Here is a 23,050-nt window from a genome sequence, read left to right as displayed (position 1 = left end):
ATGGCCAGTTGCCGCGCCTCCGGTCCGGGCAGCAGCATGCGGTAGTTCAAGGCGTGGTTGAAGAGCGCTGCCGACCGATCCAGCGCTTCTCCTCGACGAGTGTGCGCTGCATGACGCCTGCCGAAACGGGATCAGGTCGTGGCGACCTCATCAAGGAGAAGGCTGATCGGCGGGCAGGCGGACGGATCGGAAGATCCGCCATAAGGTCAGGTCGTAGCCGGTCTTGGCGACTCCGGCGATCAGGAAGGGCAACGCCAACCCGAGCGGGAACAGCAGGCCGGCAAGTGCCGGGCCGACGGGCCGGGTGAGGTAGCGGGCGGTGTTGGTGACACCCGCCGCCGCGGTCCGCTCCTCCGCCGGGACGAGCGCCATCACGTACGCCTGCCGGGTGGGCACGTCCATCTGCGACAGGCAGGCACGAGCCAGCAGCAGTGCGACCGCGACAGGCAGGACAGGCGCGAACGGGACCGCTGCCAGCAGCAGGTTGGCCGGCAGGTGCGTGAACACCATCGTGCGCAGCAATCCGATGCGCCCCGCCACCACCGGCGCGGCCAGCAGGGACGCGGTCTGCAACACACCGAGCGCGGCGAAGGTGATCCCGATCGTCTGCGTGGTGGCGCCGTAGCTGACGCTGAGCCAGTACCCGAGATACGCCTGCACCACGAACCCACCGGCCAGGCTGTCCACCGCGAACAGCGCGGCCAGCCGGGCCACCGGCCCACGGGAACGAGCGAGCAACCGCGGACGCGGCAGACCGGGCAGCGTCACCGGCGCCTCGACGCTCGCGGGCAGCCGCGCCGCCAGCACCGCGCCGACGGCCCCTGCCATGATCAGCACACCGCCGAGCAGCCGCCGGTCCGCCGGAAGCGCGCCGAGGAGCGCACCCAGCGTCCCGGCGACCGCCGCGACCGCGTTGTAGAGCCCGAACCCGCGGACGACCTCGCGTTGCGGGCGCCCCGTGCTGGCCAGCATGACCTGCTCCAGCGTGGTGAACGGCCCGGATTCGATCACCTCGACCGACAGTGCGCCCGTCATGGCCACCACGGCCAGCAGCCATATGGGCGCCCCGACCGCGATGACGATCCCGCAACAGGCCAGCGCGCCGTACAGAGCCGCGTACGCCCGGCGGCGGCCGACACGATCACCCCAGCGCGCCAGGACGAGGCTGGAGGCGAACGTGCCGACCAGGATCGCCGCCAGCATCAGCCCGACCTCGGCCGGCGACAGCCCGTCGGCTCGCAGGATCACACCGAGCTGGACCGCGGCGACGCCGTACCCCAGGCCGCGTAGCGCCTGGGCGGCAAGCAGGATGCCGACGACATTCCGGATCATGCCGGCTCGCGTTCCAGCAGCATCGAGCGCCGGTAGAACTCGTACAGCCCCTCGAAGAGCGGGCCCGTGAGCTCGAGAACCCGCCGATCGTCGCAGGTCGTCGACAGCCCGCGGAGGATCACGTCCAGACCGGCGGCCTCGGGCGCGTCATAGCGCTCATCGTCGACATCGGCCTCATGCACGATCTCGGCCAGCTTCCACAGCACCGGATCGTCGAGGTCGTACCGGCGCAGGATCGTCTCGAAGCTGCAGTCGCCGCCGTGGTGCGACAACTCCACGCCGCGCATGTCGAACGGCGTGGCATCGGCGGGGACCTCGGCCGGATCATCGACGAACACGAACTCCGCCTCCGCATCGAGACGGCGGCGGATCAGCCAGGCACACGCCGCCCGGTCGATGTGCACCCCGGCACGCGTGGCCCACCTCATCCGGCGCTCTCCATCTCTCGGGCCAGAGCGCGCACGGCCCGCTGCGCGGTCTCGCGCTCGGCGGGCGGGAAGTAGTCGCGGCGGCCGATCCTGCGCAGCTCGGCCTGCAACCGCTTGACCGCCCGGCTGCGCTCTCCGGGCCGCGCGTGCGCGGCGGCCTCGGCGTGTGCGATCACCTCGCGATATTCGGCCGTCCGCGCCCGGCGCATGTCCACGGCGATGGCCTTCTCCTGCGCCGCGTTGCCCGGCGCGGCCAGCCAGATGGTCGAGCTGCCGCCCAGCTCGCCGATCTCCTCGGCGAGCCACTCCAGGTGCTCGCGCGTACGGGCGTCGGCGGGCAGCGCCACAAGCCCGTCGCCCAGCCGCGCCACGCCGAGCCGGTCCAGCTTGCGCCAGATCGTGATCCGCAACGTCGAGGGCTGGCGCGGGATGCGGTACGCCAGCAGCACCCACTGCCCCACCGTCTCCGCCATCCGGCCTCCCTTGCTGCAACCACAGTTACCGTAACCATGGTTGCGCTCATGAGTCCAGGCATGGTCGTCAGAGATACGAACCCTGACCGCTACTGTCCGGCAGCCGAAAGCAGCGCTGAGCGAACCGGGGAGACTCGCACGATGCTTACAGCCGCCGCGAGCCGGTCCATGACGCCACGCCGCGCTCGAATCCCCTACAGGAAAATGGATGCGCAGGATGAGGGCCTTCTCAGGCCCGGAGGCCGTCGAGCATGACCGTGGTGAGCGGGTCGTCGAAGTGGGCGCCGGGGCGGCAGACCATGACGTTCAGCAGGGCGACGACTTGTGCGGGAGCGAGGTCGCGACGCATCGAGCCCTCCTTCTGCGCCTGCCCGGCTATCTCCGCCAGCAGTACGTCGATCTCGCCCACGAGTCCCGCCCGGGAGGCGGGCACCGGCGGTGAGCCGGCTAGCGACGTGATCAGTGCCAGCGGTTGTCCCGTGCAGTAGCGCACCACCTGGAGCAGCACCTCCCAGTGCGTGCCTGCCCGTGCGTCGAGCTGGGCTCGGATGTACGCCCGCAGGCCCTCCAGCGTGCTCGCCGCCAGGTCGTCGACCAGGGCGCGGCGGTCGGGGAAATGGCGGTACAGGGTGCCGACGCCCAGGCCGGCCGCCTGGGCGATCTCCTCCATCGAGACGCCGGGCCCCCGCTCGGCGAACAAGTCGAGCGCCGTCGTCACGATGCGTTCGCGGTTGCGCCGCGCGTCGGCCCGCATGATGCCCACCTCTAATGTGAATCCCGGATTCCGGATACTGTACCGTACTGGACCGGAACCGGAATTTCCGATTCATGTTAGGAGTGCGGCATGAGAATGGGCGTCTACCTCCATAGCGGTGGCGCGGATCTGGACACCCTCCTGGAGAAGGTGAGTGCGGCCAGGCGCTCCGGCTTCGACAGCGCTTTCTTCAGCCAGTTGACGTCATGGGACTCGATCAGCGTGGCCGCGCTGGCCGGACGGCAGGCGCCGGGCATCGAGGTGGGCACGGCCGTGGTTCAGACCTACCCCCGGCACCCGCTGGCGCTGGCCGGACAGGCGCTCACGGCACGGGCGATCAGCAGGAACGCCTTTACTCTCGGCCTCGGCCCGAGCCACCGGGAGATCATCGAAGGCTCGTACGGGCTGTCGTACGAGCGCCCGGCCAGGCATGTACGCGAGTACCTCACCGCGCTGATGCCACTGCTGCGCGGCGAGGCGGTCGACTACCGAGGTGAGACGCTGTCGGTCACCGGCCAGATCGACGCGCCCGGCAGCGGCGCCCCGCCCGTGCTGCTGGCGGCGCTCGGCCCTGAGATGCTGCGGATCGCCGGAGAGCTGGCGGACGGGACGATCACCGTCTGGACGGGTGCCCGGGCCATCGGCGACCACATCGTGCCCCGTATCTCCGAGGCCGCGCGAGCGGCGGGCCGCCCCGTACCACGCGTGGTCGCCAGCGCCATGGTGGCGATCACCCATGACCCCGACCGCGTGCGGCGTGACGTCCACGCGCGCCTGGGCTTCGCCGGCGACTTCGCGGGCTATCGAGCCATGCTGGAACGCCAGGGTCTGTCGGGTGTGCACGAAACGGTCATCGCCGGGGACGAGCGCACCGTTGAGAAAGAGGTCGCCAGGTTCGCGGCTGCCGGCGTAACGGATTTCCTGGTCAGCCCGGTCGGCGACGCGCAGGAGCAGGCGCGCACCCTCGCCTCCTTCAGCCGTGACGCACCCACGTAAAGCCTCGGGTTGGCGTGCTGGACCACGGCCAGGCGGGGCGGCCCTTGCGCGGGCCGCTCCGCCTGGTCATCCGAGCGAGGAGGTCATGCGATCGCCGGTTCGCCGGAGGGGCGCGGCGCGCTCACCGGAGACTCGTCGAGCGGCTGTGGCGGAGCGTTGAGCACCGCCTCGTCGATCCGGCCCTCGCCGCGGGCGACGAGGACCGGCACCACGATCTGTCCCGCGACGTTGGTCGCGGTGCGGATCATGTCCAGGATCGGGTCGATGGCGAGCAGCAGGCCGACGCCCTCGAGCGGCAGGCCCAGCGTGCTCAGGGTCAGCGTGAGCATGACGATCGCGCCGGTCAGACCGGCCGTCGCGGCCGAGCCGACCACGGAGACGAACGCGATGAGCAGGTATTCGCCGACCCCCAGCGGGATGTCGAACACCTGCGCCACGAAGATCGCCGCCAGCGCCGGGTAGATCGAGGCGCAGCCGTCCATCTTGGTGGTCGCACCGAACGGCACGGCGAAGGAGGCGTAGTCGCGGTCGACTCCCAGACGCTCGATCGTGACCTTCTGCGTCAGCGGCAGCGTGCCGACCGAGGAGCGGGAGACGAAGGCCAGCTCGATCGCGGGCCACGCATTGCGGAAGAACGTGATCGGGTTGACCTTGCCGACCAGCGAGAGCAGCGCCGGGTAGACGGCCAGCAGGACGATGAAGCAGCCGACGTAGACGCCGAGGCTGAACTTGGCCAGCGGCGCGAGCAGATCCCACCCGTACGTGGCGACCGACTTGCCGATCAGGCCGGCGGTCCCGATGGGGGCCAGGCGGATGACCCACCACAGCGCCTTCTGGACCAGTTCGAGGATCGAGCGGCTGAAGTTGAGGAACGGCTCGGCCTTCTCGCCGATCGCGATGGCCGCCGCGCCGAGGACGATCCCCAGGAAGACGATCTGGAGGACGTTGAGCTCGGTGAACGCCGTGACGATGTTCGTCGGGATGATGCCGGTGAGGAAGTCGACCCAGGATCCGACGTGCTCGGGCGCCTTGGCGCCCGCCGTGCTCAGGGTGACACCCTGGCCGGGATTGATGATCAGGCCGAGACCGATGCCGACGATGACGGCGATCAGCGCGGTGGCCAGGAACCAGAACAGCGTCTTGCCCGCCAGCCTGGCCGCGCCGTTGACGTTGCGGAGGTTGGCGACGCTGACCACAACGGCGGTGAACACCAGCGGCGGCACTGCCAGTTTGAGCAGCTGGACGAAGATTGCTCCGACTTCGGTGAGGGTCGTGGCCAGCCAGGCAAGGTCCCAGATGCGGGCGGCGAAGCCGAGAGCGACTCCCAGGACCAGGCCCAGCAGCAACTGCAGGGAGAAAGAGAATCTCTTCACGATGAGGAAGGCTCCGAAAGAAGGCGTGCGAGAAGGGGGGGGTGGGATCGAGCGCTACGTCAGAGCGCGATCAGTGACGGGGGGAGCCGGTCAGACAAGCCACGCAGACAGGACGATAGACCTCACTAGGCGAGTAAGTCGTACGAATGGGTCAGTATTTCGACTGTAAGAGTGATCTACTTCGCAAATCAAGACTTTCCCGGTAGGGAGTTAAGAGTCGGACGCCGGCCGAGCCGCGGCGAGCTCGCCGCGCACCCGTCGACAGCAGGTTGCGCGGCTCAGGTGGAATCATCTACCGTAATTCCCACTAAACCAGTCGCTTTTGGGGAATAGGGGAAGAGCCGGTGATCCGTGGTGTCGGGCTCCGGGTGGCGGGTGTGGTCCTGCTGGCCGCGATCTGGTGGGCGGTCTCGGCCGCCCACCTGTGGCCCGAGGTGTTCGTCCCCTCCCCCGGCTCCGTGTGGGAGCAGCTGTTCCTGACCTCCTCCGTGCACGACGGGCAGCGCGGCTACAGCGGCTACCTGCTCTCGGAGCACCTGCTGGCCAGCCTGCGCCGCATCGCCCTGGGCAGCCTTTACGGCATCGCCGGCGGGATCGCGCTCGGCCTGGTCGTCGGGCTCGTGCCGACCGTGCGGGCCCTGTTGAACCCCCTGATCACGTTCGTGCGGACGCTGCCGCCGCTGGCCTACTTCAGCCTCCTGATCATCTGGCTGGGCATCGACGAGCCGCCCAAGGTCTCGCTGCTGTTCGTGGCCGCGCTGCCACCCGTGGCGGTGGCCACCGCGGACGCGGTACGCGGCGTGCACGAGGACTATCTGCACGCGGCCCGGTCGCTGGGGGCGAGGCGCTGGCAGCTCCCGTACCGGATCGTGCTCCCCTCGGCCCTGCCCGAAGTGATCACCGGCATCCGGGTGGCCGTCGGGGTCGCCTACACCACGGTCGTGGCCGCCGAGACGGTCAACGGGGTGCCGGGCATCGGCGGGATGATCCGCGACGCGCAGCGCTACAACCAGACCGACGTGGTCGTGCTCGGGCTGCTCGTCATCGGCGCCTCCGGCCTGCTCATCGACGCTCTCCTGCAACTCACTGAGCGCCTGCTCGTGCCCTGGCGCGGCAAGGCATGACAAGAAGGCATCAGCCATGAGACACCGCCTCGTCCCCGCGCTCGTGCTCGCCCTGTGCCTGGCCGCGTGCTCCAGCGGCACCGGCGCCACGACGAGCGCCGCGCCCAACGCCGACGGCAGCCCCAAGGAACTGCGCATCGGCTACCAGCTCATTCCGAACGGCGACCTGATCGTCAAGGACCAGCGATGGCTGGAGACCTCGCTGCCGAACACGAAGATCAGCTGGATCAAGTTCGACTCCGGCGGCGACGTGAACACCGCGATGGTCGCCGGCAGCATCGACATCGGCCTGGCCGGCAGCAGCCCGGTCACCCGCGGCCTGTCCGCGCCGCTGAACATCCCGTACCAGGTGCCGTGGATCTTCGACGTCATCGGCGAGAACGAGGCGCTCGTGGCCCGCCAGGCCGCCTCGGTCGCCGAGCTCAAGGGCAAGAAGATCGCCACCCCGTTCTCCTCGACCTCCCACTACAGCCTGCTGGCCGCCCTGCAGGAGGCCGGGCTTGGCGAGTCCGACGTCACCGTCGTCGACCTGGAGCCGCCGGACATCCAGGCCGCCTGGACGCGCGGCGACATCGACGCCGCCTACGTCTGGACGCCGGTGCTCGGCGAGCTGCGCAAGTCCGGCAAGGTGCTGGTCACCAGCAAGGAGCTGGCCGCCAAGGGCAAGCTCACCGCCGACCTGGCCGTGGTCCGCACCCAGTTCGCCACGACGTACCCGGCGGCCCTGCGGACCTGGCTGCGGCAGCAGGACCGGGCGGTCAAGCTGGTACGCGCGGACAAGGCGTCAGCCGCCGCGGCCGTCGGCCGCCAGCTCAACCTCGACCCGGCCGCGGCCGCCGAACAGATCGACGAACTCATCCTGCTCGACGGCAAGGAGCAGGCCGGCCCCGACTACCTGGGCACGCCCGAGAAGCCCGGCGCGCTCGCCGAGAACCTGCGCAGCGCCGCCGAGTTCCTCAAGTCGCAGAACAAGCTCCCCGCCGTACCCGAACTGACCGTTTTCCAGAAGGGGCTGGCCACCGAGGAGCTACGCGATGCGTTCGCAGGATGAGACGCTCACCGCGGCGCGCACCGCGGCCGCGGTGCGGCTGAGCGAGGTCTCGCTGACATACGGCCCACGCTCCCGCTGGTCCAGGTCCGAGCCTGTCGAGGCGCTGCGCGGCATCGGCGCCGACATCGGCGCGGGCGAGTTCGTGACCATCGTCGGGCCGTCGGGCTGCGGCAAGAGCACGCTGCTGCGGCTGGTCGCCGGGTTCGCGTTCCCGACCGCCGGGCAGATCGCCGTGGCAGGCGAACCGGTGACGGCACCGGGGCCGGACCGGGGCGTGGTGTTCCAGCAGCCGCGCCTGTTCCCGTGGCTGAACGTGCGCCGCAACGTGGAGTTCGGGCTGCGGATGGCCGGGGTCTCGGCGCCGGTCAGGCGGTCCCGGGCCGCCGAACTGCTCGACCTCGTGGGGCTGGACGACGTGGCCGGGCGGCGGCCGTACGAGCTGTCGGGTGGCATGCAGCAGCGCGCCGCCATCGCCCGCGCGCTCGCCCCCGACCCCGCGATCCTGCTCATGGACGAGCCGTTCGCCGCGCTGGACGCGCTCACCCGGGAGCGCCTGCAGGAGGAGATCCGGCGCATCTGGCAGGCCACGGGCAAGACCGTGCTGTTCGTCACGCACAGCGTCGACGAGGCCGTCTACCTCGGCACCCGCCTGCTGGTGATGAGCCGCCGGCCCGGCCGCATCGTGCTCGATCAGCCCTCCGACCTCCCGCACGCGCTCGACCCGCACACCCACCCGGAGTTCCCCGCCGTACGCGAGACCGTGGCGGCAGCCGTACGGCGGGCCGCCTCCTCCGATCCCGAGGTGACCTGATGCGCTTCCACTGGTTCCTGCCGACGACCGGCGACGGCCACGACGTCCGCTCGGCCATCACCACGACCGACACGTTCCGTCCCTCGGCCCGCCCCGCCACCGTCGCCTACCTGACCCAGGTCGCCAGGGCCGCGGAGCAGGCCGGGTTCGAGGCCGCGCTCACCCCGGTCGGCGCGGGCTGCCCCGACCCGTGGATCGTGTGCGCGGCGCTGGCCCAGCACACCGAGCGCCTGAAGATGCTGGTCGCCTTCCGCACCGGCTACGCGCTGCCCACCCTGCTCGCCCAGCAGGCCCAGGCCTTCCAGGAGGTCTCCGGCGGGCGGTTGCTGCTCAACGTCGTGACCGGCGGCGACCCGGTGGAGCAGCGCGCGTACGGGGACTTCCTCGACCACGACGCCCGCTACGCCAGGACCGCCGAGTTCCTGCAGGTGCTGCGCCGTTCCTGGGAGGGCGTGCCCTTCGACCACCACGGCGAGCACTACCGCGTCGAGGGCGGCGGGCTGGCCGAGCCCCTCGACCCGGCTCCCGAGCTGTACTTCGGCGGCGCGTCCCCGGCGGCTGAGCAGGTCGCGGCCCGGCATGCCGACGTGGTGCTGATGTGGGGCGAGCCACCACACGCGATCGCCGAGCGCATCGCCCGCCTGCGCTCGCTGTCCTCTTCAGCCGGGCGGGAGCTCCGGTACGGCCTCCGCGTGCACGTCATCGCCCGCGACACCGGCGCCGCCGCCTGGGCCGAGGCCGACCGGCTGCTGACGGGCATGGATCCGGCCCGCATCGCCGCCGCCCAGCACCGCTTCGCCCGCTACGACTCCGTCGGCCAGCGCCGCATGGTGGATCTGCACACCGGCGACACCCGCGACCTGGAGATCCACCCGGGGCTGTGGGCCGGGATCGGGCTGGTGCGCGAAGGGGCGGGCACCGCGCTGGTCGGCTCGTACGACGAGGTCGCCGCCCTGCTCCGGGAATACGCCGCCGCCGGGGTGGACGAGTTCGTGCTGTCGGGCTGGCCGCATCTGGAGGAGGCGTACCGGGTCGGCGAGCACGTACTCCCCCGCCTGGCGCGCGTAGCGACGCTTGGCTTCTCCACGGACGTGCGCCGGCTCCCTGGGCGACTTACCCGGTGAGCTGGCTCTTGTAGAAGACGGTCGCCTGGAACTGGTCAGGACTGCCACTGATCTTGCTGGAGAAGCCGAACGCGAGGCGCTGGCCGTCCGACGAGCGCCAGATCGCCATTCCCTGAGGTTCGCGACCGGGCAGCGACTCGCCCGCTCTCGTCCGGTACACCTCCTCGACCGAACCCCCGGTCTTGTTCATGTCGAGACGGACCAGGTAGGACGGCTTGGCCGGGTCCGAAGGCTGCGCGGGCGGACCGCCGTAGGAGAGGTACGCGTACTGGCCGTACGAGGTCACGCCCTGGAAGAGGTCGGAGCCGGAGAGACCGAGTTGGGCGTTGGTCGGCAGAGCGCGCATGGCAAGGACGGGAGTGGTGTCGCCGATGCCGTTGTCGAGGACGGCGGCGAGGTCGAACAGCGCGAGGCGCCACGGGCTCGTCGTCCCCATGTACCGGACGAGCAGCCGGTTGGTGTAGGGATCGATCGACGGTCTCGGACAGTCCAGGAAATCGGAGAGGCGGACCGGGAAGTTCCGGACCCCCGCGCCGTTGGCGTAGTCGAGCACGCCCCCGTCGCTGTACTTGATGCGGCAGATCGTGTGACTGTTCGGTGCCGTATCGGGGGACAAACTCCTCCAGTCGCCCGCGAGCCACACATACGGAGACCCGGACGTGTCCGGCTGGATCGCCATCGACGAACCGTGGTCGAACCCGTGGAGCGCCATGGCGCCCAGCACCTTGCCGCTCAGGTCGGTCCTGGCCATCCAGAGGTCGCCGTTCGTGCTCCCGACCTTGCTCTGCGCGAAGTAGATGTGCCCGTGGACGTGGTCGAAGGCGAAGGACTGCATCGGCCAGTAAGGCTGGTGAAGCGGGGCCCGCACAACGGGATCGCCGCCGGCCCCTTCGAACACGAAACGCTGCGATGTCGGGACGGTCGCGGACGCCGCTTCGGCCGCGAACAAGGAAAGGCCGCCGCTGGCGGCGGCGGCGGCTATCCCTGTACCGGTTCGGAGGAGCGTGCGACGGCTTATGGCAGATGCTCCGCCGATGTGGGCATTTTCGCGCAAGTGCATCACCCTGCCGGTCGTTCGGCTGATTTGGTTGATCACGACGAACCTAGCAATCGGACCGATGGGTGTCGATAACACGAACTGCGGCCGAAATATGGGCACTTCACGCGCCAGCAGCCGGCCAGCACCCGCCGGGATCGGGCTTGGCATCGGACGATCAGGTGCGTCGTCCCGAGCTCGCGCACCCAGGCGAGGCACGATCCCGACTCGGTGAACTGCGACAGCGACTCCTGCTCAAGACAGTCTGGCCGGCTCAGTTGCTCAGCAGTGAAAGGCCCTGCCACCAGGCGTACAGCGGCTGTGGCGTCCAGGCCTCGGCGGTCATGGCCACGGACCGACCTGTGTACGTCCAGGACATGGCGTAGTACGGCCCGTTGAGGGTGCAGAGCAGCTTGCCCCTGACCCAGGTGCCTTTGTACTCGGCCCCGGTGGCACAGTTGCCTCCCCGGCCGTCGTGCAGGGCCCACCAGTACGACTCCACCCACGTCTCGGCGTCGGCGTCGCTGCGGAACAGCACGATCATCGGATCGTGAACCGGACCCGACCGGACGGCCGTGCAGTCGAGCGCGGCCACCGCACCGGCCGGAGGACGAGCGGCAGGCCGGCAGTTCCGCAAGTCCGCCGAGCCGAGCATCTTCTCCAGCCGGCACTCGCCCGTCGTCATGACGCACGCCGACCCCGTCGGCTCGGTCGACGGGTCCTCTTCGACCGTCGGCTTCGGCGTCCTGGAACGAGAGCGGGAAGACGGGGCCGCCGATTCGGTCACCGTCACCGTCGGCGTCGGTGACGCCGACGTGATCCCTGATCCAGGTTCTCCACCCGCCCGAAGCGCGGCAAGAGCGACGATCAACCCGCCAATGCCCGCCAGAGCGCTCACCATCTCCCAGTGGATGCGGTCGCGCCAGGATTTCCGGCCGTTCCGGGCCGGTCGTGAAGGGCCCTTCGATCCGGGAGCCGAGGAGCCCATCGAAGTCACGTCCGACCTCCTGCTCATGAAAGACCCCCGGCGTGAACAGGAGAAACAGTCCCAGGTGGCCGACTTCTCCACACCGCGGCTTCGGCCACTTCCGCCAACCTGCCGAGGCTCCTTCGCCGGGGACGGGGGGTTCCAGGTGTTCCTCAATGTTCTCCCGGACGCGAGCGCGTCGTCCGGGGAAACGTGGAGAAGCCGCCACTGCAGTATCCGTTCTATCGATCCCCGACTCGAACCCTTCACCAGTGGCCCGTGGACGGGCGAGATCAGGACCTTCGCCGTGCAGCGCCCCGACCCATCGCGTCGGCCCAAGGGCACCTACCGCCACTCGGTTGCTCATGTCGCCGTGGGCGTGCGCCAGGGCACCACCATGGTCTACCTCCGCCGGCAGGGACCGGTCGAGACCGACCCGGCCGCCGCCCTGCGCACCGGTCAAGCCGCCATCATGCACACACTCGACCGTCTGCCCGTCGGCGGTTGAAATTTCGATCCTGCCGCTTGCACCGCGCTGACCTGTTGTGATCTAAAGCGTCTCCGGACTCATGATCGATGCCGCTGGAGCGTCCGAAACGCCTACCCGCGACGGCTGGACGGGTCAGCGTGCGTGCGCGGCCGCCCGTTCGCCCGGCGGCGCGTCCAGCCGAGCCTCGGCCTGACCGGCCCCTTCAGCCTGGCCGGCTCGGTCGAGGTGGTCGGCGTGGAACAGTCCTTCGGCCAGCAGGCGCCGGACGTGCTCGTCGGCGGCGCTGTAGTACACGAAGGTTCCCTCGCGGCGGCCCTTGACGAGTCCGGCCAGCCGGAGTTTGGCCAGGTGCTGGCTGACCGCGGTGGGAGCGGCGTCGGCGAGCTCGGCCAGGCAGGCGACGTTGGACTCGCCCTGCAGCAGCGCCCAAAGGATCTTGATGCGGGTGGGATCGGACAACAGGCGGAACGACTCGGCGGCCAGATGCACCTGTTCCTCGTTCGGCATGTCGAAGTCGGGCAGCGAGGTGTGCATGCGGCAAGCCTACCCCGAACCTCACTGCATGCGTATCTGCGTGACTGCGCATATACGATGCTTCGGTGACCACTGATCTGACCACGTTCGAAGCCGCCGCACGCCCGGCGCCCGTATCCAGACCACTGCGCTGGTGGCGCTCGGGGGCGGGCTCACTGCCGGAGGTGCGCTGGGCCCTGGCGGCCACCGCGCTGTTCGCCGCGGGCGGCCTGGCCCAGCTCGCCGGCGCGCCCGCCTGGCTGTGGTGGGCGCTGTATCTGACCTGCTACGCCGCCGGCGGCTGGGAACCGGGCCTGGCCGGGCTGAAGGCCCTGCGCGAGAAGACCCTGGACGTCGATCTGCTCATGGTCGTCGCCGCGATCGGCGCCGCGGCGATCGGTCAGGTCTTCGACGGCGCGCTGCTGATCGTCATCTTCGCCACCTCCGGCGCGCTGGAGGCGGTGGCCACCAAACGCACCGAGGACTCGGTGCGCGGCCTGCTGGACCTGGCCCCCGACCAGGCCACCCGCATCGACTCCGACGGTGACGAGGAGGTCGTGGCGGCCGCCGACCTGCGGGTGGGCGACGTCATCGTGGTACGGCCGGGCGAGCGGATCGGCGCCGACGGGCGCGTCGTGGCCGGGGTCAGCGACGTCGACCAGGCCTCCATCACCGGCGAGAGCCTCCCGGCCGACAAGCAGAGCGGCGATGAGGTGTTCGCCGGGACGATGAACGGCACCGGCGCGCTGCGCGTCCAGGTCACCCGGCCCGCCGGCGAGACGGTGATCGCCCGGATCGTGGCCATGGTCGAGCAGGCCAGCGCCACGAAGGCCCGCACCCAGCTGTTCATCGAGAAGGTCGAGCAGCGCTACTCGATCGTCATGGTCGCCGCCACCCTCGCTCTGTTCACGCTGCCCCTGCTGTGGGGCACCTCGGTGCAGGACAGCCTGCTGCGGGCGATGACGTTCATGATCGTGGCCTCGCCGTGCGCGGTGGTGCTGGCCACCATGCCGCCGCTGCTGGCCGCGATCGCCACCGCCGGCCGCAACGGCGTGCTGGTCAAGTCCGCGGTGGTGATGGAACACCTGGCCGACGTCGACCTGGTCGCCTTCGACAAGACCGGGACCCTGACCGAGGGCCGGCCGTACCTGTCCTGCCTGCGTGTCCTGACCGGCACGACGGCCACCGCGAGAAGTGGATCAGAGCGCGGGGCCGGGGTGCAGGCCGATCGGCTGCTCGCACTGGCGGCGGCGGCCGAGCAGGGCTCGGAACATCCGCTCGGCCGCGCCATCGTCGCCGCCGCCCGCCACCAGCGCCTGCCGCTGCCCGCGGCGGCTGACTTCGCCGCCCTGCCCGGGCGCGGCGTCCGCGCCCGCGTCGATGGACGCCTGGTCGAGATCGGCAGCCCCGCTCGCCTGCTGGACCAGACCGCGGGCGGCGCCATGTCCGGCGATGCCGAGCAGGCCCGCCAGGTTGTCGCCGAGGTCGAGGAGGACGGGCACAGCGCCGTGCTGCTGCTCCTGGACGGCCGTCCCGTCGCGGTGCTCGGTCTGGCCGACCGCATGCGTGCCGGCGCAGCACGGGCGGTGGCGCAGCTGACCGGCCTGACCAGGACGGCCCCCGTCCTGCTGACCGGTGACAACCCCCGCGCTGCGGCCCGCGTGGCCGACCAGGCCGGCATCACCGACGTACGGGCCGGACTGCTGCCGCAGGACAAGGTCGAGGCCGTCCACGAACTGCGGCGGCAAGGCGCCCGGCCGGCCTTGGTCGGCGACGGCGTCAACGACGCCCCCGCTCTGGCCAGCGCGCACGCCGGCATCGCGATGGGTGGCTCCGGGGCCGCCCTCACCCTGCAGGCCGCCGACGCCGTCATCACCCGCGACGACCTGTCCACCGTCCCGGCGGTCCTCGCCCTGGCCCGCCGCGCCCGCCGCCTGGTGGTCGCCAACCTTGTCATCGCCGGCACGTTCATCGCCGTGCTGGTGGCCTGGGATCTGTTCGGTGAGCTGCCGCTGCCGCTGGGGGTGGCCGGGCACGAGGGCTCCACCGTCATCGTCGGCCTCAACGGCCTGCGCCTGCTGCGCGATGCGGCGTGGAGGCGTGTGCCGCTCGAACATTGAGTCACGGGCCCTGAGCCCTGCAGCCAATGCCGCCCGGTCGGCCCAGCCCGGATTCCGCGCGGGCCGTCCACGACTTCTGGACCACCCTCCTCCCGGCCACGCCTAGCCGAGCGGAAGGCGGAGGATGAACCGTGTGCCGTGGGGGCTGTCCTCGATCCGAAGGGTGCCGGCGTGCGCCTCGGCGATCTGCCGGGCGATCGGCAGGCCCAGCCCGGTGCCGCCGGCGTACCTGTCACGGGCGGTGTCCAGCCGGGTGAAGCGCTGGAAGACCAGCTCGCGCTTCTCCGGATCGATGCCCGGACCGTTGTCGATCACTTCCAGCATCGCGATGCCGTTCGGGAAGCGCTGGATGTCGCGCTTGGGGCAGAACGAGCGCCTTACGTGGAAGGCGACGGTGGTGGCGGCGTGCCGCTCGGCGTTGTCGATCAGGTTGGTGAGCAGGCGCGACAGCTGAACCCGGTCGCCGGTCACCACCACACCGCGCTCGAGCGAGAACTCGAACCGCTTGTCCTGCTTCGGGCGCCTCTCGCACTCCGAGGTCACGAATTCGGCCAGGTCGATCGGCTCGCGTTCCACCTCCTTGCCCGCCTCCAGCCGTGCGATGGTCAGCAGGTCGCCCACGATCGCCTCGAGCCGGTCCACGCTCCTCAGAACGGTGTTGCCCAGCGTGGGCACGCTGGTCTCCTCGGGCGCGTGCAGGGCGTCCTCGACCTCGGCCCGTATCGCGGCGATGGGGGTACGCAGCTCGTGGGAGGCGTCCGAGGTGAAATGCCGCTGCAGTTTCATGGCGGCCTCCAGCCGCGCCAGAGTCCGGTTGACGCTGTCGGCCAGCTCGTGGATCTCGTCCTGGCTCCGCGGAAGAGGCACCCGCCGGTCGGGACGGGTCTCAGTGATCTTGTCGAGCTCCATCCGGATGGCGTTCACCGGTCTGAGCGATTCGGTGACGATCCGATGGCCGATCGTGGTGATGGCCACGGCCATCGCCACGGCGGCGCCGATCACCGTCGCGGCCAGCCACGGATCGACGTACAGAGGGACCGTGGGAGAGGAACTGTAGACGACCCAGTCGTCTCCCGGCCGGTACGCCGACTGCGCGACCACGACGTTGCACTCGCCGGAACGGAAGACCCCGCCGCAGACGACGCCGCTGGAGACGTTCTTGCGGTCGGGGGTGATGCCGGCCATGACCGGCTTGCCCTGCAGTTGCGGCGTCGCCGCGACGACCTTCCCCGTGCCGTCGACGATCTGCAGGTTGCGGCCCTTGTACTCGACCAGCGGCGTGACCACCTCGTTGTGCTCCACCTCATGGGCCACACGACCACCAGCGGCGGCGAGCTCCCCCATGAGGTCTCCCATGGCGACCCGATGGATCGCGATCATGACCATCGTGGCGAGGAGCGCGGACAGCAGGGCCGCCACCGCCCCCGCGAACACCGTGATACGCACCGTAATCGTCCAACGTCGCGGAGTCTTCATGCGCCATCCCTCCGCCCCAGTTGAACACGCGGGCCGTAGCAGGCTGTGCACGAGGCGTTCGGGTAATGGCATGGGACGTTCCAAGACCTTTCCAAGTCTCGGACCACCGAGCGCCCGGGTGCGGTGGGTCAGCGGCCGAGCTCACCAGGCCGCACCTGGGTCAGGGCGGTCTGGCCGGCCCGCTCACCACCGGTCCCAGTGCAGAACCTCCTCCCGTGGGATGCGGGGAGCGGGCTTGAAGTCGGTGCCGAGCGTGAAGGCCAGCGGGATGAAGGCCGCCAGCATGACCTCCTCGTACGGCACGCCGAGCACCTTGGCCAGCTCGCGTTCGAGCGGCGCCTGCGCGGTGGTCCACACCGTGCCCAGCCCGCGCGCCCGGGCGGCCAGCATGAAACTCCACACCGCGGGCAGGATCGACCCCCACGCCCCCGCCTGCACGGCCACCGGCTCATGGTCGGTGCGTCCCTCCACGCCGGGGATGACGAACGCGGGCACCCGGTGGATGTTGGCGGCCAGGTACCGCAGGCCATCGAAAACCCGCTCGGTGGAACCGGAATGGTAGCTCATGCGCCACAGATCACGTTCGGTCAGCGGCTGCCCCGTGGCCAGCGTCAGGGCGCGCAGGAAGATGTCGGCCACGGCCCGGCGCTGCTCGGCCTCGGTCACGACCATGAAGTGCCAGCGCTGCCGGTTGCGCCCGGTGGGCGCCTGCACGGCGAGGTCGACGCACTGCTCGATCAGCTCGCGAGGCACCGGCCGGGTGAAGTCCAGGCGTTTGCGCACGGCCCGGGTGGTGCTCAGCAGTTCGTCGGGGGTGAGGTCCAGCGTCACGATGGGTCTCCTGTCAGGCGGTGGGGACGGGTACGGGGCGGCGCGAGCGCAGGCCGTAGGCGGATGAGGGCGCCGGCCAGGGAGAAGCCGCCCGCGACAGATCACGCCCGATGGCGGGCGGGGCCACGCCCATCAACGACAGGTCCATCGAGTCCAGGAACACCGCGGCGCACGGCAACGCCAGGGCCACCTGGTGGCGGCCGTCGGTTCGGATCACGGTCACTCTCCATCTGCGTGCAAACAATTGGCGGACAGACGGTTCGGACCGTATGCCTGCAAATCATCTGCTGTCAAACAATCTTCCTGGAGATGGATCTGCGATAGGCTGCCGGGTGGACGCAAGAGGAGAGTGATGGCGGCAACGACCAGGACGACGGGGCGCGGGACGGCCTACTTTCCGCGACTCGCCGCCGAGCGGCTGGACATCGCGCCGCACCGGGCCTCGGCCGCCGTGACCCGCGCCGCCGAAGTGCACGCCGCGGGGGCCGCGTCCGCAGGGAACGCAACCCGCGCGACCGGCGGTCCTACGCAGTCACCATCACCGGCTCAGGCCGCCGCCGGCCCGCCGGGGCCCAAGCCCTGATTCCGGCCTTCCTTGATGACGCCTTCCAAGCCCTCACCTTCGACGAGCGCGGCCGGCCGAGCGCGATCCTCGCCAAACTCCTGCGGCCGGGGCGTAGGAGTTTGGGTGTTGGGGTTGGCCGTGCGCGGGGTGGCCGGAAAGGCCCTCAACGAAAGCCGCGAGAGATCATGACCGGTGCTCGGCGTTCCGGTCTGCCCGGCCCTGCTGCCACTGCTCCATGGCCTGCCGGAGGGGCGCGTTCACGAGGAGCAGGAACTCGGCAGAGAAGCCGAAGCGGGCGCCGGCCGGGGTCGTGGCCCCGAGGATCTCCGCCGCGCGCTGCGATGCGGCGATCAGAGTGTCGTTCATTTCCAGTGCCGCAAGGATGGATCGGACCCAGAGCTCGTCGTCGACGACATAGCGTTCGCGGCGCCCGCCGGGAGTTCGTTCCCGCTTGAGCAGTCCCTGCTGTTCGAGGAAGGCGATGGACCAGGTCGGCGGCGGTGAGGGTGCCAGAGTCGGTGACGTACAGGCAGGTGCTCAACCACGGGATGCACGGCAGCGAGCGGATCCTGTCCCGGCCCGCCGTCGAGCTGATGACCACCAACCGCCTCACGCCCGAGCAGCAAGCCGCCCGAGAGGCCTGGGCCCGCGGCGTCGCCCATTTGGCGTACGGCACCGGGCAGCATGGCGGCTGGGGCTTCGGGATGGCGGTGCGCACCTACCGTGGCGACTACGCGCCCATCGGCCAGTTCGGCTGGGACGGCGGAGCCGGCACCACCACCTACGCCGACCCGCGCAACCAGCTCGTCGGCATCCTGCTCACCCAGACCGGCATGTCCACCCCGGACTCGGCGCGGGCCATCCACGACTTCTGGACCACCCTCTACCAGGCAATCGACGACTGACCTCGCCGCGCTGGGCATTGCCGTCCGGGACGAGTTCACGGGCTTCCTTCGTCCTGCCCCCGCTCCTCCGTCGGAAAGAAGATCGCGCTGATCACGTGCGGTCGCCGCTCCGGTCCGGGCCCGTTCCCCGTCCGCGCCCTGAGCACCTCCCGCAGCTCAACCGCGAGTTCCTCCATCTCCTCCGAGGTGAGCCACAGCGTCCCCTGCCGATACCCGACCCGATCCGCGACCGGATCGGCGCCCGGCCGGTCAAGATAGGCGTTGAACTCGGCGAGCAGCGCCGCCATGGCCGCCGCGAACCCGTGGCGATGGTCCTGAAGTGACATCGCCCTGGCCGTGTCGAGATCGATGTGCGCGGCGTTCTGCCGCAGCCGGTAGTAGCGCTCGACCATCCCCCGTACCCGCTGCTCGTCGGCCACTTCCAGCAGCCCGGCGTCGGCGAGCAGGCCGACGTGCCGGTACAGGGTGGTCTTGGGCACGTCGGGCAGGCTCTCGCACAGGTCGGACGTGGTGCGGGTGCGCCCACCCGACAGTGCCCACATGATGCGCAGCCTGACGGGATGCAAGATCAACTCAAGCGTGTCCATTCTCCAATATTCCCATAACTGGTACTGTTCCCAAAGTTGGGACTATTCGAGAGGGGCAATCGATGACCGCGGCCACGACACCGGCACGGCTCAGCGACGAGGCGGTGATCCCCCTGCGCACGCTGGACCCGGGCGCCGCGCTGGACGACCTGGAATGGCTGGACGACGCGATCGGTGACGCGCGGGTGGTGGCGATCGGCGAGAGCGCGCACTACAACCGGGAGTTCTACGAGCTGCGCCACCGCCTGCTGCGTTACCTGACCGAGCGGCACGGGTTCGGCGCGTACGCGATGGAGACCGGATTCACGGAGGGCCGGCGTACCGACGCCTGGGTTCGAGGCGGCGAGGACCGGCTCGGCGAGATCATGGCGAGCGGCCTGACCTCACTCACGGGACTTTGGCGGCAGATGGGAGCCCACCTGGAGTGGATGCGCCGGCACAACGCCACCGCCGGGCGCCCCGTCGGCTTCTACGGCATAGATCTGGGAGGCCAGAACGCCTCCCTGATTCCCGCCCTCGACGCCGTGCTCGCCTACCTCGCGCAGGCCGATCCCGGCTTCCAGCTCGACCCGGCCATCCGGGAGACGGCCTCGGCCTTCGCGGCGACGTCGGCGTTCGCCGCTCCCGCGACCATGGCCGTCTACGCCCAGCTCCCGCCCGAGACGAAGGACGCGCTGACGGCGGGCCTCACCGGCCTCGCCGCGCGCATGAAGGGCCGGCGCCTGGAGTACGTCCGGCGCACCACCGCCGAGGAGTACGAGCGCGCGCTGCGATCCATGCACCACGCGCTCACCCTGGAGTCCGTCATCCGCGGCATGACCGGCGGCGACCAGCAGAGCGTGATGTACAACCGCGACGCCGAGATCGCCGACACGGTCGAATGGATTCTGCGGCGACAGGACCGGATCGTCCTGGCCGCCCACAACGGCCACGTCCAGCGCGGGCCCGCCACGCTCCCCGGTATGGACCCGGTGACCCCGATGGGGATGCACCTGGCCGACCGGCTGGGCAAGGACTACCTGGTCATCGGCGCCACCTCGGGAACCGGTCACATGCTCAACTCCGACTTCGCGGCCTTCCAGGCCGGCGTCCTCTTCGCGCCGATGGAGGCTCCGGAGCCCGGCAGCCTCGACGCCCTCATGCACGCCGGCCACGACGGCCCCTTCGCCACCGATCTGCGGCGACTGTCGCCGGCCGACGCCGAGGCCGTCCGGGGTGCCACCGTGCAACGCGCCGGTGTCGGCGCGTACTACTCCCCTGTGAGCGCGCTGGACGCGTACGACATCGTCGTGCACCTGCCTCACGTCACGGGCGCCGACCCCGACCAGGCCGCGCTCGCCTGTTCGCCGCAGGAGGTGCGGGACGTGTTCTCCCACTACAAGCCCGAGTAGCCGGGCGCATCCCCCGCGAGGTCGCCCCCGTCGCGCTAGACCTCGATCTGCGAGCCCATGATGACCGTGCGGTCTCGGGGCAGGCCGAAGAACTCGGCGGCGTCGGCGGTGATGTACGAGGTGGCGATGAACAGCCGCTTGCGCCACGGCGCCATCGTCGGAGCCGTGCCACGCCGAAGCTCGACCTTCGACAGGAAGTAGGACGCCTGGTCGAGCCGCAGCCGCCCCTCGGTCATGGCCGGGTCGAGCAGCGCCAGCGCGCCGAGCACGTCCGGGGTCTCCATGTAGCCGAAGCGGGCGGTGACGTGGAAGATCCCGTCGTCGGCGTAGCCGAGGTCGTCGACGGCGATGCGCCGATCGGCCGGAACGCGGGGCACGGGCTCCGTCTCGATGGACATGATCAGGACGTGGTCGTGCCGCACGTGGTTGTGCTCGACGTTGGCGCGCATGGCCAGCGGCGCGGTCTCCTTGCCCCGGTTGAGGAAGACGGCCGTGCCCGGGACCCGCCGCGTCGCCGCCTTCCCGGTGCGCAGCCGGCCGACGAACTCGCGCAGCGAGCCTTCGCGCCGTTCGCGCTCCGCGGTGATGATCTCGCGGCCCCGTTGCCAGGTGGTCATGACGGTGAACGCGGTGAGGCCGATCAGCAGCGGCAGCCACGCGCCGTGGACGAGCTTGGTCAGGTTGGCCGCGACGAACAGCAGGTCCACCGACAACAACACGGTCGCGCCGAGGCCGATGATCCAGACCGGTGTGCCCCACTTCGCGCGGGCCACGTAGAAGAACAGCAGGGTGGTGATGGTGATCGTCCCGGTCACCGCCATGCCGAACGCGAAGGCCAGCGCCGTGGAGCTGCGGAAGGCGAAGACCAGGGTGAGCACCGAGACCATCAGCAGCCAGTTGATCCAGGGGACGTAGATCTGGCCCATGGTGGACTCGGAGGTGTGCGCGATCCGCAGCCGCGGCAGGTAGCCGAGTCGTGCGGCCTGGGATGCGACCGAGTACGCGCCCGTGATCACCGCCTGGGACGCGATCACGGTCGCCGCCGTGGCCAGCAGGACCATCGGCAGCCGCCCCCAGCCGGGAACGAGCAGGAAGAACGGGCTGCTGATGTTGGCCGGATCGGCGAGGATCAGCGCGCTCTGGCCGAGATAGCTGAGAACGCACGCGGGGAACACGAGGATCAGCCAGGCGCGGTTGATCGACCGGCGGCCGAAGTGGCCCATGTCGGCGTACAACCGCCTCGGCGCCGGTGACCGCGAGCACGACCGCCGCCAGGGAGAAGAAGGCGACGCCGAAATGACCGGTCAGGAAGCCGATCGCGTACGTCGGCGACAGCGCCTTGAGGATGTCCGGGTGCTCGGCGATGCCGGCCACGCCGCACGCGCCGATGGTCACGAACCAGACGATCATCACGGGCCCGAACACCCGGCCGACGGCCGCGGTCCCCCGGCGCTGCACCAGGAACAGCAGCACGATGATCAACGCGGCGATCGGCACGACGAGCCCTTCCAGTGACGGCTCCACGACCTTGAGCCCTTCGACCGCGGACAGCACCGAGATCGCCGGGGTGATCATGCTGTCCCCGAAGAACAGTGAAGCGCCGAAGATGCCCAGCGCCGCCAGCACGGCGACGGTCCGCCGGCCCCGCTGCGTGCTCCACCGCCGCACCAGCGTGATCAGCGCCATGATGCCGCCCTCACCGTCGTTGTCGGCGCGCATCGCCAGCAACACGTACGTGACCGTGACGATGATCATCACTGACCAGAAGACCAGCGACACCACCCCGAACACGTTCTCCGTGCTCACCGGAACGGGATGCGGGTCGCTCGGGTTGAACACCGTCTGCAGGGTGTAGATGGGGCTGGTCCCGATGTCGCCGAACACCACACCGAGGGCACCGACCACCAACGCGAGCCGCACCGCGTCGTGCGCGCCCGGACCACGAGCCGCCTCCGGCGCGGGCACGTGCCGGCGATCGCTCACAACGCTCCCCTATCGCGCGACCGGACGATACCGATGCCTCAACATAACCGCCGGTAGCCCAGATCACCCGCACCGACCATGTCGACACCACGCATCCGCCGACTCGGTCGAGACGATCACCCCCGAGGCGTTCGACCGCGCTGCTTCCTCGGCCCCCGGGTCTGAGCAGCCGCATCCACCTCCTCCGGCCCGCCATTGAACTCACGAACGTCATCGCCCCAGGTGCCATGTCAGCACGGCAACGGCCTCATGTCAGCGCGGCAGGCGATGGTGGACGCCATGAACATCCGCGCCGGCGAATCCGGGGATCGACATCCCGGCTTGCCTTTCAGCTATTCAGCGTTACTATGTACCAGTAGCTAGCAATACCGAGTAGCTGAAGGATGTTCCATGGGCAAGCAGATGACGGAGATGCTCAAGGGCGTGCTGGAGGGCATCGTCCTGGCGATCCTGTCCGGTCGGCCCGCGTACGGCTACGAGATCACGGCGTGGCTGCGGGATCAGGGCTTCTCCGACATCGCCGAGGGCACCATCTACGCCCTGCTGGTCAGGATCGAGCAGCGCGGCTTCGTAGACGTGGAGAAGGTCCCGTCCGAGAAGGGGCCGCCGCGCAAGGTGTACTCCCTCAACGCTCAGGGACAGGCGTACCTCGAGGAGTTCTGGAGGACCTGGAGCTTCCTCGCAGAACGGCTCGAACAGCTCCACGAAGGAGGTAAGTAG

25 protein-coding genes and 1 pseudogene are annotated in these 23,050 nt (G+C 70.1%); 11 read left to right on the top strand and 15 right to left on the bottom strand.

Annotated features, from left to right (window positions below):
• Positions 1–150: 150 nt before the first annotated feature.
• From AB0J87_RS58295 to AB0J87_RS58280, 4 genes are all read right to left on the bottom strand, one after another.
• On the bottom strand, positions 151–1,332 hold the full coding sequence (locus AB0J87_RS58295; protein WP_363983742.1) for an MFS transporter: 1,182 nt from the start codon (positions 1,330–1,332) through the stop codon (positions 151–153).
• Positions 1,329–1,760, bottom strand: a complete 432-nt coding sequence (locus AB0J87_RS58290; RefSeq protein ID WP_363983740.1) for a chromate resistance protein ChrB domain-containing protein — start codon at positions 1,758–1,760, stop codon at positions 1,329–1,331. Before AB0J87_RS58290 ends, AB0J87_RS58295 begins: the two co-directional genes overlap by 4 nt.
• A complete protein-coding gene (locus AB0J87_RS58285; protein WP_350737102.1) occupies positions 1,757–2,233 on the bottom strand; it encodes a Chromate resistance protein ChrB in 477 nt (158 codons plus the stop codon). The genes AB0J87_RS58290 and AB0J87_RS58285 overlap by 4 nt, the downstream gene beginning before the upstream one ends.
• A 229-nt stretch (positions 2,234–2,462) precedes the next feature.
• Positions 2,463–2,987: a TetR/AcrR family transcriptional regulator gene (locus AB0J87_RS58280; RefSeq protein ID WP_363983737.1), complete on the bottom strand. Its 525-nt coding sequence runs from the start codon at positions 2,985–2,987 to the stop codon at positions 2,463–2,465.
• Between the two features lie 90 nt (positions 2,988–3,077).
• Here AB0J87_RS58280 and AB0J87_RS58275 point away from each other — a divergent pair, with 90 nt between their 5' ends.
• Positions 3,078–3,983, top strand: coding sequence for a TIGR03564 family F420-dependent LLM class oxidoreductase (locus tag AB0J87_RS58275; protein WP_363983735.1), 906 nt, complete (start codon positions 3,078–3,080; stop codon positions 3,981–3,983).
• Positions 3,984–4,066: 83 nt separating this feature from the next.
• Here the strand turns inward: AB0J87_RS58275 and AB0J87_RS58270 are convergent, their stop codons facing one another.
• Positions 4,067–5,356 carry a dicarboxylate/amino acid:cation symporter gene (locus AB0J87_RS58270; RefSeq protein ID WP_363983733.1) on the bottom strand — a complete coding sequence of 430 codons (1,290 nt, stop codon included), beginning with the start codon at positions 5,354–5,356 and terminating at the stop codon, positions 4,067–4,069.
• A gap of 344 nt (positions 5,357–5,700) precedes the next feature.
• Here AB0J87_RS58270 and AB0J87_RS58265 point away from each other — a divergent pair, with 344 nt between their 5' ends.
• The 4 genes from AB0J87_RS58265 to AB0J87_RS58250 are packed head-to-tail and all read left to right on the top strand — an operon-like array spanning position 5,701 to position 9,466.
• Positions 5,701–6,480: an ABC transporter permease gene (locus tag AB0J87_RS58265; RefSeq protein WP_363983731.1), complete on the top strand. Its 780-nt coding sequence runs from the start codon at positions 5,701–5,703 to the stop codon at positions 6,478–6,480.
• Positions 6,481–6,496: 16 nt separating this feature from the next.
• Positions 6,497–7,531, top strand: a complete 1,035-nt coding sequence (locus AB0J87_RS58260) for an ABC transporter substrate-binding protein (protein WP_363983729.1) — start codon at positions 6,497–6,499, stop codon at positions 7,529–7,531.
• Positions 7,515–8,342 carry an ABC transporter ATP-binding protein gene (locus AB0J87_RS58255; protein ID WP_363983727.1) on the top strand — a complete coding sequence of 276 codons (828 nt, stop codon included), beginning with the start codon at positions 7,515–7,517 and terminating at the stop codon, positions 8,340–8,342. The genes AB0J87_RS58260 and AB0J87_RS58255 overlap by 17 nt, the downstream gene beginning before the upstream one ends.
• On the top strand, positions 8,342–9,466 hold the full coding sequence (locus AB0J87_RS58250; RefSeq protein WP_363983725.1) for an LLM class flavin-dependent oxidoreductase: 1,125 nt from the start codon (positions 8,342–8,344) through the stop codon (positions 9,464–9,466). Before AB0J87_RS58255 ends, AB0J87_RS58250 begins: the two co-directional genes overlap by 1 nt.
• On the opposite strand, the gene AB0J87_RS58245 is transcribed toward AB0J87_RS58250, so the two are convergent.
• Both AB0J87_RS58245 and AB0J87_RS58240 read right to left on the bottom strand, forming a co-directional pair.
• Positions 9,456–10,301, bottom strand: coding sequence for a hypothetical protein (locus tag AB0J87_RS58245; protein ID WP_363983723.1), 846 nt, complete (start codon positions 10,299–10,301; stop codon positions 9,456–9,458). The two genes, AB0J87_RS58250 and AB0J87_RS58245, sit on opposite strands and share 11 nt — an antisense overlap.
• Positions 10,302–10,776: 475 nt before the next feature.
• Positions 10,777–11,187, bottom strand: a complete 411-nt coding sequence (locus tag AB0J87_RS58240) for a hypothetical protein (RefSeq protein ID WP_363983721.1) — start codon at positions 11,185–11,187, stop codon at positions 10,777–10,779.
• On the opposite strand from AB0J87_RS58240, the gene AB0J87_RS58235 reads away from it, so the two are divergent.
• Entirely contained in the window at positions 11,186–11,977 is a 792-nt protein-coding gene (locus tag AB0J87_RS58235; protein WP_363983719.1) for a hypothetical protein, read from the top strand. The two genes, AB0J87_RS58240 and AB0J87_RS58235, sit on opposite strands and share 2 nt — an antisense overlap.
• A 114-nt stretch (positions 11,978–12,091) precedes the next feature.
• Here AB0J87_RS58235 and AB0J87_RS58230 read toward each other — a convergent pair whose 3' ends face one another.
• Positions 12,092–12,493, bottom strand: coding sequence for a metalloregulator ArsR/SmtB family transcription factor (locus AB0J87_RS58230; protein ID WP_363983717.1), 402 nt, complete (start codon positions 12,491–12,493; stop codon positions 12,092–12,094).
• A gap of 125 nt (positions 12,494–12,618) precedes the next feature.
• Between AB0J87_RS58230 and AB0J87_RS58225 the strand changes: the two genes are divergently transcribed.
• Positions 12,619–14,592 carry a heavy metal translocating P-type ATPase gene (locus AB0J87_RS58225; protein ID WP_363983808.1) on the top strand — a complete coding sequence of 658 codons (1,974 nt, stop codon included), beginning with the start codon at positions 12,619–12,621 and terminating at the stop codon, positions 14,590–14,592.
• A 102-nt stretch (positions 14,593–14,694) separates the two neighbouring features.
• Here the strand turns inward: AB0J87_RS58225 and AB0J87_RS58220 are convergent, their stop codons facing one another.
• From AB0J87_RS58220 to AB0J87_RS58210, 3 genes are all read right to left on the bottom strand, one after another.
• Positions 14,695–16,038: a HAMP domain-containing sensor histidine kinase gene (locus AB0J87_RS58220; protein WP_363983715.1), complete on the bottom strand. Its 1,344-nt coding sequence runs from the start codon at positions 16,036–16,038 to the stop codon at positions 14,695–14,697.
• Positions 16,039–16,251: 213 nt separating this feature from the next.
• Positions 16,252–16,899 carry a nitroreductase family protein gene (locus AB0J87_RS58215; RefSeq protein ID WP_363983713.1) on the bottom strand — a complete coding sequence of 216 codons (648 nt, stop codon included), beginning with the start codon at positions 16,897–16,899 and terminating at the stop codon, positions 16,252–16,254.
• 13 nt (positions 16,900–16,912) lie between these two features.
• On the bottom strand, positions 16,913–17,116 hold the full coding sequence (locus AB0J87_RS58210) for a hypothetical protein (protein ID WP_363983711.1): 204 nt from the start codon (positions 17,114–17,116) through the stop codon (positions 16,913–16,915).
• 135 nt (positions 17,117–17,251) lie between these two features.
• Here AB0J87_RS58210 and AB0J87_RS58205 point away from each other — a divergent pair, with 135 nt between their 5' ends.
• Positions 17,252–17,482 carry a hypothetical protein gene (locus AB0J87_RS58205; protein ID WP_363983709.1) on the top strand — a complete coding sequence of 77 codons (231 nt, stop codon included), beginning with the start codon at positions 17,252–17,254 and terminating at the stop codon, positions 17,480–17,482.
• Positions 17,483–17,647: 165 nt separating this feature from the next.
• On the opposite strand, the gene AB0J87_RS58200 is transcribed toward AB0J87_RS58205, so the two are convergent.
• Positions 17,648–17,830: a hypothetical protein gene (locus AB0J87_RS58200; protein WP_363983707.1), complete on the bottom strand. Its 183-nt coding sequence runs from the start codon at positions 17,828–17,830 to the stop codon at positions 17,648–17,650.
• A gap of 152 nt (positions 17,831–17,982) precedes the next feature.
• Between AB0J87_RS58200 and AB0J87_RS58195 the strand changes: the two genes are divergently transcribed.
• On the top strand, positions 17,983–18,369 hold the full coding sequence (locus AB0J87_RS58195; RefSeq protein WP_363983705.1) for a serine hydrolase: 387 nt from the start codon (positions 17,983–17,985) through the stop codon (positions 18,367–18,369).
• A 35-nt stretch (positions 18,370–18,404) separates the two neighbouring features.
• On the opposite strand, the gene AB0J87_RS58190 is transcribed toward AB0J87_RS58195, so the two are convergent.
• A complete protein-coding gene (locus tag AB0J87_RS58190; protein ID WP_363983703.1) occupies positions 18,405–18,956 on the bottom strand; it encodes a helix-turn-helix domain-containing protein in 552 nt (183 codons plus the stop codon).
• Positions 18,957–19,018: 62 nt separating this feature from the next.
• Here AB0J87_RS58190 and AB0J87_RS58185 point away from each other — a divergent pair, with 62 nt between their 5' ends.
• Complete coding sequence (locus AB0J87_RS58185; protein WP_363983701.1) at positions 19,019–20,347, top strand: erythromycin esterase family protein; 1,329 nt, start codon at positions 19,019–19,021, stop codon at positions 20,345–20,347.
• A gap of 35 nt (positions 20,348–20,382) precedes the next feature.
• Here the strand turns inward: AB0J87_RS58185 and AB0J87_RS58180 are convergent, their stop codons facing one another.
• Together AB0J87_RS58180 and AB0J87_RS58175 are read right to left on the bottom strand one after the other, a co-directional pair.
• On the bottom strand, positions 20,383–21,570 hold the full coding sequence (locus AB0J87_RS58180; protein WP_363983699.1) for a KUP/HAK/KT family potassium transporter: 1,188 nt from the start codon (positions 21,568–21,570) through the stop codon (positions 20,383–20,385).
• 73 nt (positions 21,571–21,643) lie between these two features.
• Positions 21,644–22,231, bottom strand: a pseudogene (locus tag AB0J87_RS58175) (KUP/HAK/KT family potassium transporter); the annotation flags it as partial.
• Positions 22,232–22,720: 489 nt separating this feature from the next.
• Between AB0J87_RS58175 and AB0J87_RS58170 the strand changes: the two are divergent.
• The gene (locus tag AB0J87_RS58170; RefSeq protein WP_350737154.1) at positions 22,721–23,050 is read left to right on the top strand and encodes a PadR family transcriptional regulator; all 330 of its coding nucleotides are present in this window, start codon (positions 22,721–22,723) and stop codon (positions 23,048–23,050) included.

The organism is Nonomuraea sp. NPDC049625, from assembly GCF_040675285.1.
Classification (GTDB): Bacteria; Actinomycetota; Actinomycetes; order Streptosporangiales; family Streptosporangiaceae; genus Nonomuraea; species Nonomuraea angiospora_A.
This window is presented reverse-complemented; position numbering and strand designations above follow the sequence as displayed.

Excerpts from the sequence above, each read along its gene's own strand:
- AB0J87_RS58260 (WP_363983729.1), top strand. The coding sequence starts at position 6,497 with ATGAGACACCGCCTCGTCCCCGCGCTCGTGCTCGCCCTGTGCCTGGCC.
- AB0J87_RS58275 (WP_363983735.1), top strand. The coding sequence starts at position 3,078 with ATGAGAATGGGCGTCTACCTCCATAGCGGTGGCGCGGATCTGGACACC.
- AB0J87_RS58205 (WP_363983709.1), top strand. The coding sequence starts at position 17,252 with ATGGCGGCAACGACCAGGACGACGGGGCGCGGGACGGCCTACTTTCCG.
- AB0J87_RS58245 (WP_363983723.1), bottom strand. The coding sequence starts at position 10,301 with ATGCAGTCCTTCGCCTTCGACCACGTCCACGGGCACATCTACTTCGCG.
- AB0J87_RS58230 (WP_363983717.1), bottom strand. The coding sequence starts at position 12,493 with ATGCACACCTCGCTGCCCGACTTCGACATGCCGAACGAGGAACAGGTG.
- AB0J87_RS58290 (WP_363983740.1), bottom strand. The coding sequence starts at position 1,760 with ATGAGGTGGGCCACGCGTGCCGGGGTGCACATCGACCGGGCGGCGTGT.
- AB0J87_RS58235 (WP_363983719.1), top strand. The coding sequence starts at position 11,186 with ATGACGCACGCCGACCCCGTCGGCTCGGTCGACGGGTCCTCTTCGACC.
- AB0J87_RS58180 (WP_363983699.1), bottom strand. The coding sequence starts at position 21,570 with ATGGGCCACTTCGGCCGCCGGTCGATCAACCGCGCCTGGCTGATCCTC.
- AB0J87_RS58255 (WP_363983727.1), top strand. The coding sequence starts at position 7,515 with ATGCGTTCGCAGGATGAGACGCTCACCGCGGCGCGCACCGCGGCCGCG.
- AB0J87_RS58295 (WP_363983742.1), bottom strand. The coding sequence starts at position 1,332 with ATGATCCGGAATGTCGTCGGCATCCTGCTTGCCGCCCAGGCGCTACGC.
- AB0J87_RS58185 (WP_363983701.1), top strand. The coding sequence starts at position 19,019 with ATGACCGCGGCCACGACACCGGCACGGCTCAGCGACGAGGCGGTGATC.
- AB0J87_RS58280 (WP_363983737.1), bottom strand. The coding sequence starts at position 2,987 with ATGCGGGCCGACGCGCGGCGCAACCGCGAACGCATCGTGACGACGGCG.
- AB0J87_RS58170 (WP_350737154.1), top strand. The coding sequence starts at position 22,721 with ATGGGCAAGCAGATGACGGAGATGCTCAAGGGCGTGCTGGAGGGCATC.
- AB0J87_RS58190 (WP_363983703.1), bottom strand. The coding sequence starts at position 18,956 with ATGGACACGCTTGAGTTGATCTTGCATCCCGTCAGGCTGCGCATCATG.
- AB0J87_RS58250 (WP_363983725.1), top strand. The coding sequence starts at position 8,342 with ATGCGCTTCCACTGGTTCCTGCCGACGACCGGCGACGGCCACGACGTC.
- AB0J87_RS58285 (WP_350737102.1), bottom strand. The coding sequence starts at position 2,233 with ATGGCGGAGACGGTGGGGCAGTGGGTGCTGCTGGCGTACCGCATCCCG.
- AB0J87_RS58200 (WP_363983707.1), bottom strand. The coding sequence starts at position 17,830 with ATGAACGACACTCTGATCGCCGCATCGCAGCGCGCGGCGGAGATCCTC.
- AB0J87_RS58240 (WP_363983721.1), bottom strand. The coding sequence starts at position 11,187 with ATGACGACGGGCGAGTGCCGGCTGGAGAAGATGCTCGGCTCGGCGGAC.